The organism is Phenylobacterium sp. (assembly GCF_016793285.1).
Taxonomy (GTDB): Bacteria; Pseudomonadota; Alphaproteobacteria; order Caulobacterales; family Caulobacteraceae; genus Phenylobacterium.
The window spans coordinates 1-17,538 of sequence record NZ_JAEUMO010000080.1; the positions used below are offsets into that span (position 1 = coordinate 1).

Here is a 17,538-nt window from a genome sequence, read left to right on the forward strand (position 1 = left end):
GGTCGGCGGCAGCCTCGCGACGGCAAGGTCGCACAGCGCGACCTCCGAGCCGTAGAGCCGGCTGTTCATCAGCTCGATCCCGCCCGACATGATCGAATAGTCCTGTCCCCGCTGCATGAGCCGCAGTTCGCCGCCGCCGGGGACCTGCGCCGTGTCGAGATGGATCCAGGGGTTCATGGGCCTTCATAGGCTCTTCTCTCCCGTGGCGTCAGCCAGCCTAGCTTGCACCGACAACCGCGCGGCCTAAGGTTCGCGCCCTATACGACTGAGGAGCGTTCCCATGGCCGACTTCGGCGCCGACACCGATCTGGAGGCCTTCCGGGCCGAGGCGCGGAGCTGGCTGGAGGCCAACTTCCCCGCCGCGCTGAAGGGCAAGGCCGCGGCGCTGAGCTCGGCCGAGGCGCGGGTGAACGATCCCGATCTCGCCAAGTGGCGCAAGGCCATGGGCGAGAAGGGCTGGGGCACGCCCACGTGGCCGACGCAGTACGGCGGCGGCGGCCTCTCGGTCGCGCAGTCGCGCGTGCTGGGCCAGGAGATGTCGAAGCTGGGCGCCTTCAACCCGCTGATGTTCGGGATGGGCGTCACCATGATCGGCCCGACGATCATGGACTACGGCACCGAGGAGCAGAAGGCCAGGCACCTGCCGCCGATCGTCAGGGGCGAGGTGCAATGGTGCGTGGGCTACTCCGAGCCCAACGCCGGGTCGGACCTGGCCAGCCTGCAGATGAAGGCCGAGGACGCCGGCGACAAGTGGGTGTTCAACGGCCAGAAGACGTGGACGAGCGGGGCCCAGCACTCCGACTGGTGCGGCCTGCTGGCGCGCACCGACCCGTCGGCGAAGAAGCACGAGGGCATCAGCTTCTTCCTGGTCGACATGCACCAGCCGGGGATTGAGACGCGGCCCATCGGGCTGATCTCGGGCGCCTCGCCGTTCTGCGAGACCTTCCTGACCGACGCGACGGCGCCGAAGGAGGCGCTGCTGGGGCAGCTCAACGTGGGCTGGACCGTCGGCAAGCGCCTGCTGCAGCACGAGCGCGCCAGCCAGACCGGCTCGGTGATGGGCGGCCGGCCGCCCAAGCCGCTGAACCTGATCGCCAAGGACTACATCGGCACGGACGACGCCGGCCGGCTGGCCGACGCCGACTTCCGCTCGCGGCTGGTGAAGCACGAGATGGACGCGCGCGCCCACGGGCTCACGCTGGCCCGCGCCGCCGCCGAGGCCAAGGGCAACAACAGCCCCGGCAACGCCCCGTCGGTGCTGAAGAACTCGGCCACCTGGGTCGCCCAGACCCGCGCCGAGCTGACGCTGGAGCTGATGGGCTCGCAGGGCCTGGGCTGGGACGGCAAGGACTTCGCCCACGACGAGATCGAGGCGGTGCGCGCCTGGCTCTGGGGCAAGGCGATGTCGATCTACGGCGGCAGCCAGGAAGTGCAGTTCAACATCGTCAGCAAGCGCATCCTGGGCCTGCCGGACACGACGCACAGCGCCTAGGGGCCTCCTCGGGGATAGACCTTCGGCTTCCCGGCCCCGGACGGACCGGAGCGCCGGAGGGGCCAGCGGCATCGCGCGGCGTTGCGATGGAGGGCTTGTCCATCTATGTCGCGCGCCATGCCCGCCGCCCGCACCCTCCGCACGCCGGCCGACCTCGTCGGCGCGGGGCTGGCCGCGCCCGAACGGATCGCAGCGCTGGAGGCCGTCGCGGCGCGCTACGCGGTGGCGATCACGCCCGCGATGGCGGCGGCGATCCCCGGCAACGACGGCATGGCGCGCCAGTTCGTGCCGACGGCGGACGAACTCGTGCAGGCGCCGGAGGAACGGGCCGACCCGATCGGCGACGACGCCTTCAGTCCGGTGGAGGGCGTGGTCCACCGCTATCCGGACCGCGTGCTGCTGAAGGCCAACCACGCGTGCGCGGTCTACTGCCGGTTCTGTTTCCGGCGCGAGATGGTGGGCCCCGACGGCATCCGCCCGCTGAGCGCCGCCCAGCTCGACGCGGCGATGGCCTACATCGCGGGGCGGCCCGAGATCTGGGAGGCGATCGTCACCGGCGGCGATCCGCTGATCCTGTCGCCCCGCCGGCTGGCGGACCTGACGGCGCGGCTGGCGAAGATCGATCACGTGAAGATCGTGCGCTTCCACACCCGCGTTCCGGCGGTCGATCCGGCGCGGGTGACGCCCGAACTGGTGGAGGCCCTGAAGGCGCCCGGCAAGACCACCTGGGTGGGGCTGCACGCCAACCACCCGGACGAGCTGACGCCCGAGGCGGCGGCCGCCTGCGCCCGCATCCTCGACGCGGGCGTCCCGATGGTGAGCCAGACGGTGCTGCTGAAGGGCGTGAACGACGACGCCGCGGTGCTGGAGGCGCTGATGCGACGGTTCGTGGAGCTGCGGATCAAGCCCTATTACCTGCACCATCCGGATCTCGCGCCGGGCACCGGACACTTCCGCAGCACGATCGCGGAGGGGCAGGCGCTGATGCGGGATCTGCGCGGCCGTGTCTCGGGTCTCTGCCAGCCGACCTACATCCTCGACATCCCCGGCGGGCACGGGAAGTCGCCGGTCGGGCCCTGCTACGTCGGCGACGGCGAAGTGACCGATCCGAACGGCCGGGTCCACCCCTACCGAGTCGCCTGACAGGCGCAAATGTTGCCGCGAAGTGACAGTGCGACTGTCATCGCGCGCCGCGACATCGACACGCCTGTCCGCAGAGCCCACCTGTGCGTTCATCTCGGGGTCACGGGTTCACGTCGATGATTCCGGCCGTGAGAGAAGGGGGCAGACGCCAGGATGTACGGGTCGCGAGGCGGACGCTTGGGGCGCTACCTGACCTTGGCCGCACTGGCGCCGTTGGCGCTGGGTGAGCCCGTGCTCGCCGCGCAGGCCCCGGCGCCCGCCGTGGCTCCGAAGGCCGCGCCCGCCCAGCCGCCGGTGCTGCCGGTCGCGCCCGCAACCGTCGTCCCGCCGCCGCCTCCGCCGCCCGTCGAGATCCCGCCGCTCGGCGCGGCACAGCAGCAGGTCGCGCTGAAGGCGCTGGCCGCCGCCGACCTGCAGGGCCTCCAGCCGAAGGACTACCTGCCCGCGGGGCTGACCGAGGGCCAGCCGCTGACGCCGGCGCAGACGGCGGCGCTGACCGACGGCCTCGTCCGCTACGCCCACGACGTGAAGATCGGGCGGATGGATCCCGAGCAGTTCCCCGAGCTCTGGCAGGTGCGGCCCGCGCCCTACGATCCTGCGCCGGACCTGGCGAAGGCCCTCGCGGAGGGGCGGCTGCAGGCCTGGCTCGACAGCCTGCCGCCCCGCTACTCCGGCTATGCGGCGCTCAAGCGCGGCCTGGCCCGCTATCGCGAGATCGCCGCGGCGGGCGGCTGGAAGAAGGTCGCCGAGGGCGGGAAGCTCGAGCTCGGCTCCAAGGACGCCCGCGTGGCCGACCTTCGCGCCCGCCTCGCCGCCGAGGATCCGCTGTCGCCGGCGACCGGCGCGGCCGTCTTCGACAAGCCGCTGAAGGAGGCGGTGATCCGCGCCCAGCGGCGCTATGGCCTCAAGCCCGACGGCGTGGTCGGCAACGGCACGCTCGCCTACCTCAACCAGCCGGTCGGGCAGCGCATCCTGCAGATCGTCGCCAACATGGAGCGCTGGCGCTGGATGCCGTCGGTCATGCCGGCGACGCGGGTGCAGGTGAACTCGGGCGCCGCGATCGTGACCCTGTTCCGCGACGACAAGCCGGTGCTGTCGATGAAGGCGGTCTCGGGCCGGCCGGGCGACGAGACGCCGATGCTGGCCTCGGCGATCCACTCGGTGGTCATCAACCCGCCCTGGAACGTGCCTTCGGGCATAGCGGCGCGCGAACTGTGGCCGAAGGAGAAGGCGAACCCGGGCTACCTGGCGCGCAACGGCTACCGGATCATCCCGGTCGAGGGCGGACAGCCGCGGCTACAGCAGGCGTCGGGCGACCAGAGCGCGCTGGGCCGCTTCAAGTTCGACTTCGACAACCCGTTCGCCGTCTACCTGCACGACACGCCGTCGAAGGGCGGCTTCGACCTGTTCGCGCGCCAGGCCAGCCATGGCTGCGTGCGGCTGGAGAAGCCGCGGGCGCTGGCCGAGGCGCTGCTGGAAGGCGACGCCACCTGGACGCCCGAGGCGATCGACACCCAGCTCGAAGGCGACAAGACCGTGCGCGCGCGGCTCTCCGCGACGGTGCCGGTCTACATCTTCTACTGGACGGCGTTCGCGGGGACGGACGGGCAGATGCACTTCCGCTCCGACCCCTACAACTGGGACCGCCAGTTGTTGCAGCGGGTGGGCGTGCTGGCGGCCGATCCGCCGAAGCCGGCGCCGAAGCCGGTCCAGAAGCCGGACGCGAAGAGGACCTGAGGGGGCCAGATGTTCAGGACGGTGCTGTGGATCGCGGGCGCCTGCGTGGCGGTCCTGCTCGCGCTGGCGGCGAGCCGGGCGCTGAAGTTCGACCAGGAGCCGGCCAAGGCCCCGCCGCCGCCGGTGGCCCCTGCGGCCGCGGCGCCCAAGGCCGCCGAAGCGCCCGTGGCCGCGCCTGAAGCCCCGCCGCCCGCCCCGCCGCCGACGCCGGAGGAACAGCAGATCCAGGACGACGCCGCAGCCACCGGCATGACGACGGTCGAACCCGAGCCGCCCCCGGAAGGCCCGCCGACGAACTAGCCTCCGCTCTCGGTACGTCACGGCCGGCACAGGGCCGGCCATCACGTTCAGGGTTTGGGGTTCAGGCGCCCCGCCACTGGCGGACGCGGCCGGTGTCGACGTGGACGAAGTTGGAAACCGGGTAGTAGCCGACGCCGCCGGCGCCCAGCGCGACCGCCGCGTCGCGCAGGCGCGACAGCTCCACGCCCTCCAGGCGCACGTCGATGGCCTTGCCGATGGTGTGCTGGCTGTGCTCGGCGACCCCGCTCGAGCGGCTGCGCAGCATGGCGTTGGTCCGGGGCGAGCGGTAGCCGGAGATGACCTGGAAAGGCTGGGCCGTCTCGAGCTTGCCGCCGATGGCGTGCAGGGCGTCGAACAGGCTGGGGTCGATGAAGTGCTCGTCGCCCGTGCGCCAGTCGCGCATCACGCGGGTCGCCTCGGCCAGGGCGTCGGGCAGGTAGCTGCCGTTGGCGTAGTAGACCTCGCTGAACCGCTCGCCCGTGTGCAGGTTGTCGAGCACCGCGCGTCGCGGCTCCCAGATGTCGAGCGTCTGGGCCCAGGCGGGGGCGGCGATGGCGGCGAGGCCGGCGGCGGCGCCGAAGGTCAGCAGCTCTCTGCGGCGGACGAGGTTGGGCAAGGCGTTGCTTTCCAGGCCGTCGAAAATGGACGGCGGCAACATGGCGGGGGACTCGTTAACGTCAACCCCACAACGGCCCGCATGCGACAGCCGGTCGCCGCATGCCTTGCTTTCGGGCGCCCGGCCCTGGATGGTCGCCGTACCGGACCGTCGAGAGTCCGGACGGGAGGCCGGCGGTCATGCGGATGGTGTTGAGCGCGCTTGCGGCGACGATGCTGCTGGCGGGACCGGCGTGGAGCCAGCCGGCCCCGAACGACTACGCCCAGGCCGAGGCATGGCTGTGCCGGCCGGACCGCGCGGGCGACGCCTGCGCCATCGACCTCACGGCGACGGTGGTACACGCCGACGGGACCTATCGCGCCGAGCCGTTCAAGGGCGACCCGGACGCGCCGATCGACTGCTTCTACGTCTATCCGACCGCGAGCGCGGACCCGACGCCGAACAGCGACATGACCGTCGGCCCGGAGGAGATCGGGACCGTCTCGCGCCAGCTCGCCCGGTTTGCGAGCGCCTGCAGGATCTATGCGCCGATCTATCGCCAGATCACGATCCCGGCGCTCCGGGCCGCGACGGCGGGCAGGCCGATGGCGACGGACCGCGAACTGGCCTACCGCGACGTGCTGGACGCCTGGAACCACTACCTGAAGCACGACAACAAGGGCCGCGGCGTCATCCTCTACGGTCACAGCCAGGGCGCGGGCGTCCTGAAGCGGCTGATCGCCGAGGAGATCGACGGCAGGCCCGTCCAGAAGCAGATGATCGCCGCCTACCTGATCGGGACGAACGTGCTGGTTCCCGCCGGCAAGGACGTGGGCGGCGACTTCAAGGCCACGCCGGTCTGCCGCACGCGCACCCAGACCGGCTGTGTCGTGAGCTACGTCAGCTTCCGCGAGAGCGCGCCGCCGCCGGACAACAGCCGTTTCGGCCGCACCGCCCAGCCCGGGATGACGGTGGCCTGCGCCAATCCCGCGGCGCTGGGCGGCGGCCTCGTGACGATGCATCCGGTGTTCGGCGCGACGGCCATGCATCCGACCGCGGCCCCGCCGAAGCCCTGGGTCACCCCGATGCGGCCGATCGCGACCCGCTATGTCCGCGTGCCCGGGCTGGTGAGCGCCAGGTGCGTCAGCGGCGCGCAGGGGTCGTACCTGGCCTGGCGGGTCAACGCCGACCCCAGGGATCCGCGCACCGACGAGCTGACGGGCGACCACCTGGCCGACGGCAAGCTCCAGCCCGACTGGGGCACGCACTCGCTGGACGTGCCGGTGGCCATGGGCGACCTGATCGACCTGGCGGCCGCGCAGGGGCGGGCGTGGGTCAAGGGCGCGAAGTGAACGCGGCGGCCGAACTCGAGGGGCTGAACGCCAGCGCGCGGCGCAACGCGGGCTACCTGGCCCGCGAGGAGATCGAGCGGATCCTCGCCCCGCTGCGCGCCGATCCGCGGCGGCTCGAGCCGCACGGGTTCAAGGTCTACAGCCAGAGCGACGAAGACGGGATCCTGGAGGAGATCTTCCGCCGGCTCGGCGTCGGCCCGGGCCGGTTCGTCGAGATCGGGGTCGAGAACGGACTCGAGTGCAACACCCTCTACCTGCTGCACAAGGGCTGGACCGGCGTCTGGATCGAGGGCGATCCGGCGCAGCAGGGGCCGATCCAGGAGAGGTTCGCCTCGCTCGTCGACCGGCGGCTGTTCCTGGCGTTCGGCACGGTGACGGCGGAGAACATCGGGCCGGTGCTGCGCCAGCTCGAGCAGCCGCATGACGTCGACCTCTTCTCGATCGACATCGACGGCAACGACATCCATGTGCTCGCGGCCCTGGAGCTTCGGCCCAAGGTCGTCGTCATCGAGTACAACGCCAAGTTCCGCCCCGACCTCAGCAAGCAGCCGGTCTACGATCCGCGGCGCTTCTGGCGCGGCGGCGACTTCGCGGGCTCGAGCCTGAAGGCGATCTGCGAGGTGGCGGGCCGCATGGGCTACCGGCTCGTCGCCACCAACCTCACCGGCGCCAACGCCTTCTTCGTCCGCGAGGATCTCGCGGGCGGGCTGTTCGCGGACCCCGCGACGCCCGAGGCGCTCTATCACCCGCCTCGCTACTGGCTCTGGCTGGACCACTACCGGCACGTCGGCCTGCCCGCCGACTTCGGCCGCTACGCCGACCTGGAGCCGGCGCAACAGGGGGCGAAAGCCGAATGACGCAACCGACGTCCGATCCCGCCACCCTGCGACGGGTGGTCGGCGCCAGCATCATCGGCACCACCATCGAGTGGTACGACTTCTTCCTCTACGGCACGGCCGCGGCGCTGGTGTTCAACAAGCTGTTCTTCCCGGCGGAGGATCCGCTGGTGGGGACCATGCTGGCGTTCGCGACCTATGCGCTGGGCTTCGTGGCGCGGCCGCTGGGCGGGGTGGTGTTCGGACACTTCGGCGACCGCATCGGCCGCAAGCGGCTCCTGATGCTGAGCCTGGTCATGATGGGCGCCGCGACGGTGCTCATCGGGTGCCTGCCGACCTACGGCCAGGTGGGGCTGCTGGCGCCGGGGCTGCTCATCCTGCTGCGGCTGGTGCAGGGCTTCGCGGTCGGGGGCGAGTGGGGCGGGGCGGTTCTGATCGTGGCCGAGCACGGCGACGCCGCGCGGCGGGGGTTCTGGGCCAGTTGGCCGCAGGCGGGCGTGGCGCTGGGCAGCCTGATGGCGTCGGGGGTGCTGGCGCTGATGTCGGGGCTGCAGAGCGAGGCCGACTTCCTGGCCTGGGGCTGGCGCGTGCCGTTCCTGATCTCGGCGGTGCTGATCGGCGTCGGCTGGTGGATCCGCACGACCGTCGAGGAGAGTCCGGCGTTCAAGGCGGTGGCGCAGGAGCAGGCCGCGATCGAGAAGGCGCCGGCCCTGGAGGCCATCCGCAGGCGGCCGAAGGAACTCCTGATCGGGGCGGGACTGAAGTTCGCCGAGAACATCAGCTACTACGTCGTCACGGTCTTCTCGATCACCTACGTCACCACCAAGCTCGGCCTGCCGAGGGCGACCGCACTCAATGCGATCCTGGTCGCCTCGGCGATCCATTGCGTGCTGATCCCGAGCTTCGGGGCGCTGTCGGACTGGATCGGGCGGCGGCCGGTCTACGCCTTCGGGGCGTTCGGGATGATGCTCTGGGCGTTCGCCTTCTTCCGGCTGCTCGACACGGCCGATCCGGCGATGATCGCGCTGGCCTGCGTCGGGGCGCTCTTCTTCCACGGGGCGATGTATGGGCCGCAGGCGGCGTTCCTGGCCGAGATGTTCCCGACCCGGATCCGCTACTCCGGCGCCTCTCTGAGCTATCAGGTGACGTCGATCTTCGCGGGCTCGCTGGCGCCGCTCATCGCCGCCGCGCTGCTGGCGGCCTACGGGTCGGGGACGCCGATCGCGATCTATGTCGCGGGCGCGGCCCTGCTCACCGGCACCGCCGCCCTTGCCGCGCGGGAGACGCGCGGCAAGAGCTTCGAGGAGATCGACGCCGAGGCGTAGGCTCCGGTTGCGGGCTACTTCTTCAGCGCGTCCCGCGCCGCGTCCTTGAGGGCGCCGACGCCCTTCTGGATCTTGCCTTCGAGCCGCTCGGCGGCGCCCTCGGCGGCAAGGTTCGGATTGTCGGTGGCCTTGCCGACGGCCTCCTTGATGGAACCGGCGACGTCCTTGGCGGCGCCCTTGGCTTCGTCCTTGTGCATGCTCTCACTCCTCAGGTTGTTACGCGTCCGGGAAACACTACGCCACAGCACGACGGAGGTTCCGGAACGCCGGTGTGCGTGATCAACTCGGTGAGGGTCGGCAGGAGCGTGCGGTGCTTGGGGACGGGCTGAGACGGGCGGCGGCGATGGCCATGGCCGCGGCGATCGCGACGCCGGCCGCCGCGGCGGACGTGGATCGCCGCCTGGTGCTGGTGACCCTGGACGGGTTGCCGTGGACGGAGGTGTTCCGCGGGGCGGACCCGGCGCGGGCCGACGACAAGACGTTCACGACCGAGCGGGCGCTGATCCGCAAGGACTTCCTCGATCCGCCCGACCGGCGTGCGGCGCTCATGCCCTTCCTGACCGGCCCGGTGGCGAAGCAGGGCGTGCTTCTGGGCGACCGCGATCACGGCGGCTGCGCGGCGGTGGCGAACGACCGCTGGTTCTCCTATCCCGGCTACAACGAGATCCTGACCGGGCGGCCCGACCCGGCCATCGGGTCGAACGCGCACGGCTCGAACGCCAACGTCACCTTCCTGGAGTGGCTGAACCGCCGGCCGGAGTTCCGCGGCAAGGTCGAGGTCGCCGCTTCCTGGGACGTGTTCGACCAGATCATCCCGCCGCGCAGCGGCGTGAGGGTCAACGCCGGCTGGGCGGGCGGCGGGACGGCGGGCCCGATCGCGGCGCTGCAGCGCGATGCGCCGCGGCTGTGGCCGACCGCACGGCTGGACGGTTTCACTCAGGCCTGGGCGATGGAGGCGCTGAAGGTCCGCAAGCCGCGGGTGCTGTACGTGGCCTACGACGAGACCGACGACTTCGCCCATGACGGGCGCTACGACCAGATGCTGTGGGCCGCGCGCCGGGCCGACGGGTTCGTGGCCGAGCTTTGGCGCACGCTCCAGGCGGACCCCGCGTATGCGGGCAAAACCACGCTGATCGTCACCACCGACCACGGCCGCGGGACACAGGCGCCGGACGCGTGGAAGCACCATGGGCCCAAGGCGCCCGGCTCAGACGCGATCTGGATCGCGGCGATCGGGCCCGGCGTGCGGGCGGGCGCGGCGCCGGTGGGTTGCGCGTCGCAGAGCCAGATCGCGGCGACGGCGCTGAAGGCGCTGGGGCTCGACGTGGCGGCGTTCGACCCGCGGGCCGGCGCGCCGCTGGAGATCTTCCGCTAGCTCAGGCGTCGGCGGGGCGGGCCGTCCGGTCGAGCAGGGCCTCGAAGGCGGCGCGGGCCGAGCGCTCGGCGTCGGCGTCGCCCATCATCCGGCGGGCCTCGGACAGCCCCAGGATGAAGCTGCGCATCTGGAAGTAGGCGGCCTTCGCCTCGGCTTCCGTCAGCGGCGGGTCGCGCAGCGCCTGGAACTCCCGGACCAGGGCGCCGCGGAACACGCCCAGGCCCTTGTGCAGGTAGTCGCGCGTGGGACCCGGCTGGTCGTCGAGTTCGATGGTCAGTTGCATGATCGGGCAGCCGCTTTCCGCCCACTCGCTTTCGCACCAGTGGAGCCAGCGTTCGAAGACCGCCTCCAGCCGCCCGCGGCCGGGCGGCCGGGTCTCGGCGGGCTTCCAGACGAACTCTCCGAAGCGCTCCATGACCGTCTCGACGACGGCCATCCGCATGTCGTCCTTCGACTCGAAGTGCTTGAACAGGCCGCTCTTGGAGAGGCCGACGACCTCGGCGACGTCGCCCAGGCTGACCGCCGTCAGGCCCCGCACCGCCGCGAGGCGCGCCGCGGAGTCGATGATCCGGCCACGGGTCGCTTCGCCCTTGCGCAACGGTCAAGCCTCCCTGCTTGACAGAAAGTGAACGGTCGTGCTCTTTTTCCGTTAGCGACCGGTCGTGCCCTTTTCTACCGAAAGGATCACGAGAATGCAAAGTTCCTGGTGTGTGTTTGCGGCCGCCGCCGCGGCGGTGTTCGTGGGCGGATCGGCCTTCGCCGCGACGCCTGCCGCGTTCCGTGGCGAGGCCACGCTGGCCAGCGCCGCCTCGGTTCCGCGGACCGAGACGATCGACGGCGTGCGGTGGACCTGCGACGGCGACGCCTGCAACGGCGTGGCGCAGCGCAAGGCCAACCTCGACGGGCCGGTGCGCGAGTGCCGCAAGGTGGTGGCCGTGCTGGGCGCCGTCAGCGCCTACAGGACCGGGCCGCGCGAACTGACCGCCGGCCAGATCCGCGCCTGCAACGCCGGCGCCGCCGAGGTCGTGACCGCGGCCAAGTGAGTTTCCTCCCCCGGGGCCCGGCCTCCTTTGTCCGGCCGGCCTGGGGACACCTCGCGGGGGCGGGCGCACGCCTTCCCCCGCGGCTTTCTGCCTGGATCAGGACTTCGGCGACCGGGCCTTGCGGGCCGACGCCAGGCTGACGACCTTCGGCTTCAGCAGTCCGGCCAGGGCGCGGTTCAGCTCGGGCAGGCGGTAGGGCTTGCGCAGGATCGGGAACTCGTCGCCGATCCGCTCGGCGGCTTCCGAATAGCCCGTGGCCAGCAGGATGGGGCAGTCGGGATGGGCGGCGCGGATGCGGCGCGCCATGTCGAGCCCGTCGATCTCGCCCGCCATGACGATGTCGCTGAACACCAGGTCGACGGCCGCGCCCTCGGCCAGCGCCTTCAGGCCGGCCTGGCCGCCGCCGGCGACGACGACCTCGTGGCCCAGCTCCTCCAGCATCCGCGCCGCCACGTCGGCCACGTCGGGATTGTCCTCCACCAGCAGGATGCGCGCGCTGCCGGCCAGCGGCGCGGGGCCGTCGTCCTGCTCGGCCCTCTGCGTCGCCCCGGCCTCGGCGCGCGGCAGGTAGAGCGTGAAGCGCGTGCCCGCCCCCAGTTCGGTGTCGACGCTGACGAGGCCGCCCGACTGGCGCGCAAAGCCGAACACCTGCGAGAGGCCGAGGCCCGTGCCCTTGTCGACGTCCTTGGTGGTGAAGAAGGGGTCGAAGATCTTCGGCAGGATATCCGGGGCGATGCCGCTGCCGGTATCGGCCACGGTGAACGCCACGAAGTCGCCCGCCAGCGCCTCGGGCCCCGCGCCGTCGCAGGTCCTGTTCTCGGCGGTCAGCGAGAGACGGCCGCCGCCCGGCATGGCGTCGCGCGCGTTCACCGCGAGGTTCAGCACGGCGAGTTCGAACTCGCTGGGGTCGACCGTCACGGTCCACAGGCTGTCGGGCAGCGCGATGTCGAGGTCGATGCTGGCCGGCAGGCTCGCCGAGATGAGCTCGCGCAGGCCATGGGCGCGGTCGCTGAGCGAGGTGGCGGTCGGCGTCAGCCGCTGGCGACGCGAGAAGGTCAGCAGGTGGCGGGTCAGGTCCTCGCCGCGCTGGGCCGCGGCCTCGATGGCGTCCAGCGCGCGGATCGCGCGGGGGTCGTCGCCCACCTTGCGGCGGAGCAGTTGCGCCTGGCCGGAGACCACCATGAGCAGGTTGTTGAAGTCGTGCGCCACGCCGCCCGTCAGCTTGCCCAGCGCCTCCATCTTCTGGCTCTGCGCGAGCTGGTCGCGGGCCCGTTGCAGGTCGAGCTGGGCCTGCCGCTTCTCGGTGATGTCGCGGGTGATCTTCGCGAAACCGATGAGGGCGCCGTCCTCGTCGCGGATGGCGTCGATGATCACCGAGGCCCAGAAGAGGGCGCCGTCCTTACGCTGCCGCCAGCCCTCGGCGTCGTAGCGGCCCTGCTCGGCGGCGGTCTTCAGCGCGCGCGCGGGCAGGCCCGCCGCCCGGTCGTCGTCGGTGTAGAAGGCCGAGAAGTGGCGGCCGACGATCTCGTCGGCGGCGTAGCCCTTGATGTGCTGGGCGCCGGCGTTCCAGTTCGAGACGACGCCGTTGGGGTCCAGCATGAAGATCGCGTAGTCGACCACGCCGGACACCAGGGTACGGAACTGCCGCTCGCTCGCGGCCAGCCGTTCCTCCGCCGCGCGCCGCTCGGTGACGTCGCGGGTGACCTTGGCGAAGCCGACCAGGCGGCCGTCCTCGTCATGGATCGGGTCGATGACGACGGAGGCCCAGAAGCGGGAGCCGTCCTTGCGCAGCCGCCAGCCCTCGGCGTCGAAGCGGCCGTCGCGCAGCGCCGTCTCCAGCGCCCGGGCCGGAACGCCGGCGGCGCGGTCCTCGGGCGTGTAGAAGTTCGAGAAGTGGCGGCCGACGATCTCGTCGGCGGCATAGCCCTTGATGCGCTCGGCGCCGCGGTTCCAGTTGGTGACGACGCCGTTCGGGTCGAGCATGAAGATGGCGTAGTCGACCACGCCCTCGACCAGCAGCCGGAAGCGCCGCTCGCTCTGCGCCAGCGCGTCGACGGCCTGGCGCTGGACGGTCATGTCGCGGGTGACGTGCGCGTAGCCGATCAGGCGGCCGGTCTCGTCCAGCACCGCGTTGATCGTGCCCAGCGCCCAGAAGCGCGAGCCGTCCTTGCGGACCTGCCAGCCCTGGGTCTCGACGCGGCCGTCGCGGCCGGCGGCCTGCAGCAACTGCTCCGGCGCGCCGGAGGCCCGGTCCTCGGGCGTGAAGAACTGCGAGAAATGCCGCCCGCGGATCTCGCGCGCCGTGTAGCCCTTCAGGCGCCGTGCGCCGGTGTTCCAGCTCGTGACGCAGCCCTGCGCGTCCAGCATGTAGATCGCGTAGTCGCTGACCGCGTCGATCAGGTAGGGCAACGCACGGTCGTCCCGGCTGTCGCCAGCCGGCCCATTGCCGGACGCGTCGCGCACGTCGTCCACCCTCACCGGCCCAGGTCCCCGCACACCCCCGCTGAGGGGGCCAACGCGCGGATGCGTTTCGGGTTCCGCGTTGCGCCGAGGCCGGCCCGCCGCTATCTCCCGCCCCGACTTCCCCGCCACACGATCTATAGCGAGCCCGACGCCCCATGGCGCAACAGTATATTTTCCAGATGCAGGGCCTGACCAAGGCCTTCCCAGGCAGCGCCAAGAAGCTCTTCGAGAACATCTGGCTCAGCTTCTACCCCGACGCGAAGATCGGCGTCGTCGGCGTGAACGGGTCGGGCAAGTCGACGCTGCTGAAGATCATGTCGGGGATCGACAAGGACTTCTCGGGCGAGGCGTTCGCCGCCGACGGGATCAAGCGCGGCTACCTGGAGCAGGAGCCGCAGCTCGACGAGAAGCTGGACGTCTGGGGCAACGTCATCTCGTGGTGCGAGGAGAAGAAGATCTTCGACGAGTACAACGCGGTCGCCGCCAGGCTGGGCGAGGACTATTCCGACGAGCTGATGGAGCAGATGACGGCGCTCCAGGAGAAGCTCGACGCGGGCGACCTCTGGGACATCGACAGCCGCATCGAGATGGCGATGGACGCGCTGCGCTGTCCGCCGAACGACTGGCCGGTGGACAAGCTGTCGGGCGGCGAGCGCCGCCGCGTGGCGCTGGCGCGCCTGCTGCTGGCCAAGCCCGACATGCTGCTGCTGGACGAGCCCACCAACCACCTCGACGCCGAGAGCGTGGCCTGGCTGCAGCACCACCTCGAGGCCTTCCCGGGCTGCGTGATCCTGGTGACCCACGACCGCTACTTCCTGGACCAGGTGACGAAGTGGACGCTGGAGCTCGATCGCGGCAAGGGGCTGCCCTACGAGGGCAACTACTCGTCGTGGCTGGAGCAGAAGACCAAGCGGATCGCGCAGGAAGAGCGCGAAGAGGCTGGCAAGAAGCGCACGATCGAGCGCGAGCTGGAGTGGGTGCGCTCGTCGCCGTCGGCGCGACGCAGCAAGTCCAAGGCCCGCCTGGCCGCCTTCGAGGAGCTGCAGAACGAGGCCGACCGCGCCAAGCAGACCTTCGCCCAGATCCAGATCCCGCCGGGCCCGCGCCTGGGCAATGTCGTGATCGAGGCGGACAACCTGGAGAAGGAGTATGGCGACAAGCTCCTCTTCAAGAACCTGTCGTTCAAGCTGCCGCCGGGCGGCATCGTGGGCGTGATCGGGCCGAACGGGGCGGGCAAGACCACGCTCTTCAAGATCATCACGGGGCAGGAAGCGGCCGACCAGGGCTCGGTGCGCCTGGGCGACACCGTCAAGCTGGCCTACGTCGACCAGAGCCGTGACAACCTCGATCCCAGCAAGAACGTCTGGGAGGAGATCTCGGGCGGCCTCGACGTGGTCAAGGTGGGCGCGCGCGAGATCCCCAGCCGCGCCTACGTCGGCAGCTTCAACTTCAAGGGCGGCGACCAGCAGAAGAAGGTGGGGCTGCTCTCGGGCGGCGAGCGCAACCGCGTCCACCTGGCCAAGACGCTGCTGGCCGGCGGCAACGTCCTGATGCTCGACGAACCGACCAACGACCTCGACGTGGAAACGCTGGGGGCGCTGGAATCGGCGCTGGAGGACTTTCCGGGCTGCGCCGTGGTGATCAGCCACGACCGCTTCTTCCTGGACCGCCTGGCCACGCACATCCTGGCCTTCGAGGGCGACAGCCAGGTCGAGTGGTTCGAGGGCAACTTCGAGGCCTACGAAGAGGACAAGAAGCGCCGCCTGGGCGCCGACAGCCTCATCCCCCACCGCATCAAGTTCCAGAAGTTCGCGCGGTAGGAGAGTTCGCCACCAATCGCCAAGCGGTTGAGCGTCCGGGCGAAATCGCCTTAGCTGCTCCTCGGGGGACCCGGCGCTCGTTGCGCCGGGCTCGGGGGGTGTTCCGGTGTCCACTTATGCGTTCGAGGTGATGTCGCAGGGTCAGGCGGCAGGGTTCACCGCGTCCGACCAGTTGCTGGTCGCGACCGCGCTGCCGTCGCTGTCGGTGGTTTCCGTGGCCTACGCAGGCGACAACGTGACGCTGACTGTCGCGGGCAAGAGCCTGACCTTCGGCCCCGCGTTTTCGAGCCGCGTGAACTCGCTGCGGCCAGCCGACGCGCCGGGAATCGTCATCGGGACGACGGGCAACGATGTGATCAAGGGTGGCAACGCCACAGGCACGTTGTCGCCGCTCACCTTCGCCGGCGACGTGATTTTCGGCGGCCCTGGCGACGACACGCTCGAAGGCGGCGGCGGCTCGGACACGCTCAGCGGGGGCCCCGGGGCGGACCTCTTCATCAGCGACGGCGGCGACGTGATCACGGATTTCGAGTCGATCGACCGGATCGGGCTGCCCGCGTTCGCCGTGGTCTCGATCGGCGCCGCGGACTACGTCGAAGGAATGTTCGCGACCGAGAACGCCGCAGCGTTGTTCGCTCAGGGCGAGCTGGCGGCCGGGCGGGCCAACATCGTCGCGACCCAGGTGGGGTCGACGGTCACCGTCCGGGCCGATCCCTTCAACATCAACGCCCTCTCCGTCGTCATCACCCTGCGGAACACCAGCCTCGCGGCTATCGACAGCTCGAACTTCGTGAAGATGGCGCTGCTGACGGCCCCGCGACCGCCGTCGCCCGTCTCGGCCGACGCGCCGCCGCCGCTGATCGCCACCGCGGCGACGCCGGCGCCCGTCGGTCCGGCCGCGCCGCCGGCGTCGGCGAACTTCCGCGGCCAGGACGGCGCCGTGACCGGGAACATGGACGACCTGCATTTCGGCGGCTTCAAGGGCGTGACGCCCGCCGAGGCGACCGGCCTCGTCTACCGGCTGAACTCGCCCGCCGCGGGTCTCGTGTTCGGCGGCTCGGGCTTCGTCTACGACGCGCATGGCGTGCTGACCGAGGGCCAGGTGGGCTTCTTCAGGTTCAGCAACACCACCGGCCCGCAGACCAGCTTCGCGCTCAACGTCCCCACGCCGGGCATCCGGACCACGTCGTTCGGCTTCTGGGTCGACAACGACAACAACCAGGCCGCGTTCTCCACGATCCTGATCAACGACGACACGCTCTCGGGCAGCGCCGGCGCCGACCTGATCCGCGCCTACGGCGGCGCCGACTTCATCGTCGGCCGCGGCGGCGGCGATACCCTGTGGGGCGGCTCGGGCGACGACATCATCTACGCCTACAACACGCCCGGCGCGGTCCAGGGCGCGGTGGGATCGACCTATCTCCGCGGCGAGGAGGGCGCGGACTGGATCGCGGGCGGCGACGGGTTCGACGACGCCAACGGCAACCAGGGCGACGACACGATCTCGACCGGGGCCGGCGACGACTACTGCGTCGGCGGCAAGGACAACGACCTGCTGTTCGGCGACGCCGGCGGCGACTTCGTCTACGGCAACATCGGCGCCGACACCTGCGAGGGCGGCGACGGGAACGACATCGTGCGCGGCGGGCAGGACAACGACATCGTCCGGGGCGGCAACGGCGACGACTTCGTCTCGGGCGACAAGGGCGACGACACGATGAGCGGCGGCGCGGGCGCCGACATCTTCCATACCTTCGGCGACGCCAACCTGGACCGCGTGCTGGACTTCAACTTCGCGGAGGGCGATCGGGTCCAGGTGGACCCCGGCACGAGCTACACCCTCGCGCAGGAGGGCATGGACACGGTGATCAGCATGGCCGGCGGGGGCCGCATGGTGCTGGTCGGCGTGCCGCTGATCAGCCTGTCGCCGGGGTGGATCTTCGGGGCCTGACCGCTCGCGCCATGGGCGCAATCCGCGCCGGCGGATCGAAACGGTTGAGCTTGTTCCGGAACTGGCCCTAAGGTCCCGCCGGGGGAGCGGCGAGAGTGTTTCGCGG

Annotated in this window: 15 protein-coding genes; 11 read left to right on the plus strand and 4 right to left on the minus strand. The window is 71.1% G+C overall.

Annotation, left to right across the window (positions count from 1 at the left end; all coding sequences use genetic code 11):
- Nucleotides 1–280: 280 nt before the first annotated feature.
- The 4 genes from JNL41_RS08220 to JNL41_RS08235 all read left to right on the plus strand — a co-directional run bounded on the left by JNL41_RS08220 (nt 281) and on the right by JNL41_RS08235 (nt 4,672).
- Entirely contained in the window at nt 281–1,492 is a 1,212-nt protein-coding gene (locus JNL41_RS08220; RefSeq protein WP_293473886.1) for an acyl-CoA dehydrogenase family protein, read from the plus strand.
- Nucleotides 1,493–1,609: 117 nt separating this feature from the next.
- A complete protein-coding gene (locus tag JNL41_RS08225; protein WP_293473991.1) occupies nt 1,610–2,635 on the plus strand; it encodes a lysine-2,3-aminomutase-like protein in 1,026 nt (341 codons plus the stop codon).
- A 177-nt stretch (nt 2,636–2,812) separates the two neighbouring features.
- A complete protein-coding gene (locus JNL41_RS08230; protein WP_293473888.1) occupies nt 2,813–4,372 on the plus strand; it encodes a L,D-transpeptidase family protein in 1,560 nt (519 codons plus the stop codon).
- 9 nt (nt 4,373–4,381) lie between these two features.
- Nucleotides 4,382–4,672 (plus strand): hypothetical protein, encoded by a 291-nt coding sequence (locus tag JNL41_RS08235; RefSeq protein WP_293473890.1) that lies wholly within the window; start codon nt 4,382–4,384, stop codon nt 4,670–4,672.
- Nucleotides 4,673–4,733: 61 nt separating this feature from the next.
- On the opposite strand, the gene JNL41_RS08240 is transcribed toward JNL41_RS08235, so the two are convergent.
- Nucleotides 4,734–5,330 (minus strand): DUF882 domain-containing protein, encoded by a 597-nt coding sequence (locus tag JNL41_RS08240; RefSeq protein WP_293473892.1) that lies wholly within the window; start codon nt 5,328–5,330, stop codon nt 4,734–4,736.
- Between the two features lie 137 nt (nt 5,331–5,467).
- Between JNL41_RS08240 and JNL41_RS08245 the strand changes: the two genes are divergently transcribed.
- The 3 genes from JNL41_RS08245 to JNL41_RS08255 are packed head-to-tail and all read left to right on the plus strand — an operon-like array spanning nt 5,468 to nt 8,780.
- Nucleotides 5,468–6,619 carry a DUF3089 domain-containing protein gene (locus tag JNL41_RS08245; protein ID WP_293473894.1) on the plus strand — a complete coding sequence of 384 codons (1,152 nt, stop codon included), beginning with the start codon at nt 5,468–5,470 and terminating at the stop codon, nt 6,617–6,619.
- On the plus strand, nt 6,616–7,476 hold the full coding sequence (locus JNL41_RS08250; RefSeq protein WP_293473896.1) for a hypothetical protein: 861 nt from the start codon (nt 6,616–6,618) through the stop codon (nt 7,474–7,476). Before JNL41_RS08245 ends, JNL41_RS08250 begins: the two co-directional genes overlap by 4 nt.
- The gene (locus JNL41_RS08255; protein WP_293473898.1) at nt 7,473–8,780 is read left to right on the plus strand and encodes an MFS transporter; all 1,308 of its coding nucleotides are present in this window, start codon (nt 7,473–7,475) and stop codon (nt 8,778–8,780) included. The genes JNL41_RS08250 and JNL41_RS08255 overlap by 4 nt, the downstream gene beginning before the upstream one ends.
- Before the next feature lie 14 nt (nt 8,781–8,794).
- Here JNL41_RS08255 and JNL41_RS08260 read toward each other — a convergent pair whose 3' ends face one another.
- Nucleotides 8,795–8,977 (minus strand): CsbD family protein, encoded by a 183-nt coding sequence (locus JNL41_RS08260; protein ID WP_293473900.1) that lies wholly within the window; start codon nt 8,975–8,977, stop codon nt 8,795–8,797.
- A 152-nt stretch (nt 8,978–9,129) separates the two neighbouring features.
- Here JNL41_RS08260 and JNL41_RS08265 point away from each other — a divergent pair, with 152 nt between their 5' ends.
- Nucleotides 9,130–10,155 carry an alkaline phosphatase family protein gene (locus JNL41_RS08265; RefSeq protein WP_293473902.1) on the plus strand — a complete coding sequence of 342 codons (1,026 nt, stop codon included), beginning with the start codon at nt 9,130–9,132 and terminating at the stop codon, nt 10,153–10,155.
- Nucleotide 10,156: 1 nt separating this feature from the next.
- Here JNL41_RS08265 and JNL41_RS08270 read toward each other — a convergent pair whose 3' ends face one another.
- On the minus strand, nt 10,157–10,753 hold the full coding sequence (locus JNL41_RS08270) for a TetR/AcrR family transcriptional regulator (protein ID WP_293473904.1): 597 nt from the start codon (nt 10,751–10,753) through the stop codon (nt 10,157–10,159).
- 94 nt (nt 10,754–10,847) lie between these two features.
- Here JNL41_RS08270 and JNL41_RS08275 point away from each other — a divergent pair, with 94 nt between their 5' ends.
- Nucleotides 10,848–11,198, plus strand: a complete 351-nt coding sequence (locus tag JNL41_RS08275) for a hypothetical protein (protein ID WP_293473906.1) — start codon at nt 10,848–10,850, stop codon at nt 11,196–11,198.
- A 96-nt stretch (nt 11,199–11,294) separates the two neighbouring features.
- Here JNL41_RS08275 and JNL41_RS08280 read toward each other — a convergent pair whose 3' ends face one another.
- Nucleotides 11,295–13,676 (minus strand): PAS domain S-box protein, encoded by a 2,382-nt coding sequence (locus JNL41_RS08280; protein WP_293473907.1) that lies wholly within the window; start codon nt 13,674–13,676, stop codon nt 11,295–11,297.
- 140 nt (nt 13,677–13,816) lie between these two features.
- Here JNL41_RS08280 and ettA point away from each other — a divergent pair, with 140 nt between their 5' ends.
- Together ettA and JNL41_RS08290 are read left to right on the plus strand one after the other, a co-directional pair.
- Complete coding sequence (gene ettA, locus JNL41_RS08285; protein ID WP_293473908.1) at nt 13,817–15,481, plus strand: energy-dependent translational throttle protein EttA; 1,665 nt, start codon at nt 13,817–13,819, stop codon at nt 15,479–15,481.
- Between the two features lie 106 nt (nt 15,482–15,587).
- Nucleotides 15,588–17,432: a calcium-binding protein gene (locus tag JNL41_RS08290; protein WP_293473909.1), complete on the plus strand. Its 1,845-nt coding sequence runs from the start codon at nt 15,588–15,590 to the stop codon at nt 17,430–17,432.
- Nucleotides 17,433–17,538 lie beyond the last annotated feature (106 nt).

What these genes read in the sequence shown, in the direction of transcription:
- JNL41_RS08275 (WP_293473906.1), top strand. Translation starts at nt 10,848, where the DNA reads ATGCAAAGTTCCTGGTGTGTGTTTGCGGCCGCCGCCGCGGCGGTGTTC.
- JNL41_RS08255 (WP_293473898.1), top strand. Translation starts at nt 7,473, where the DNA reads ATGACGCAACCGACGTCCGATCCCGCCACCCTGCGACGGGTGGTCGGC.
- JNL41_RS08220 (WP_293473886.1), top strand. Translation starts at nt 281, where the DNA reads ATGGCCGACTTCGGCGCCGACACCGATCTGGAGGCCTTCCGGGCCGAG.
- ettA (WP_293473908.1), top strand. Translation starts at nt 13,817, where the DNA reads ATGGCGCAACAGTATATTTTCCAGATGCAGGGCCTGACCAAGGCCTTC.
- JNL41_RS08245 (WP_293473894.1), top strand. Translation starts at nt 5,468, where the DNA reads ATGCGGATGGTGTTGAGCGCGCTTGCGGCGACGATGCTGCTGGCGGGA.
- JNL41_RS08225 (WP_293473991.1), top strand. Translation starts at nt 1,610, where the DNA reads ATGCCCGCCGCCCGCACCCTCCGCACGCCGGCCGACCTCGTCGGCGCG.
- JNL41_RS08265 (WP_293473902.1), top strand. Translation starts at nt 9,130, where the DNA reads ATGGCCGCGGCGATCGCGACGCCGGCCGCCGCGGCGGACGTGGATCGC.
- JNL41_RS08260 (WP_293473900.1), bottom strand. Translation starts at nt 8,977, where the DNA reads ATGCACAAGGACGAAGCCAAGGGCGCCGCCAAGGACGTCGCCGGTTCC.
- JNL41_RS08240 (WP_293473892.1), bottom strand. Translation starts at nt 5,330, where the DNA reads ATGTTGCCGCCGTCCATTTTCGACGGCCTGGAAAGCAACGCCTTGCCC.
- JNL41_RS08235 (WP_293473890.1), top strand. Translation starts at nt 4,382, where the DNA reads ATGTTCAGGACGGTGCTGTGGATCGCGGGCGCCTGCGTGGCGGTCCTG.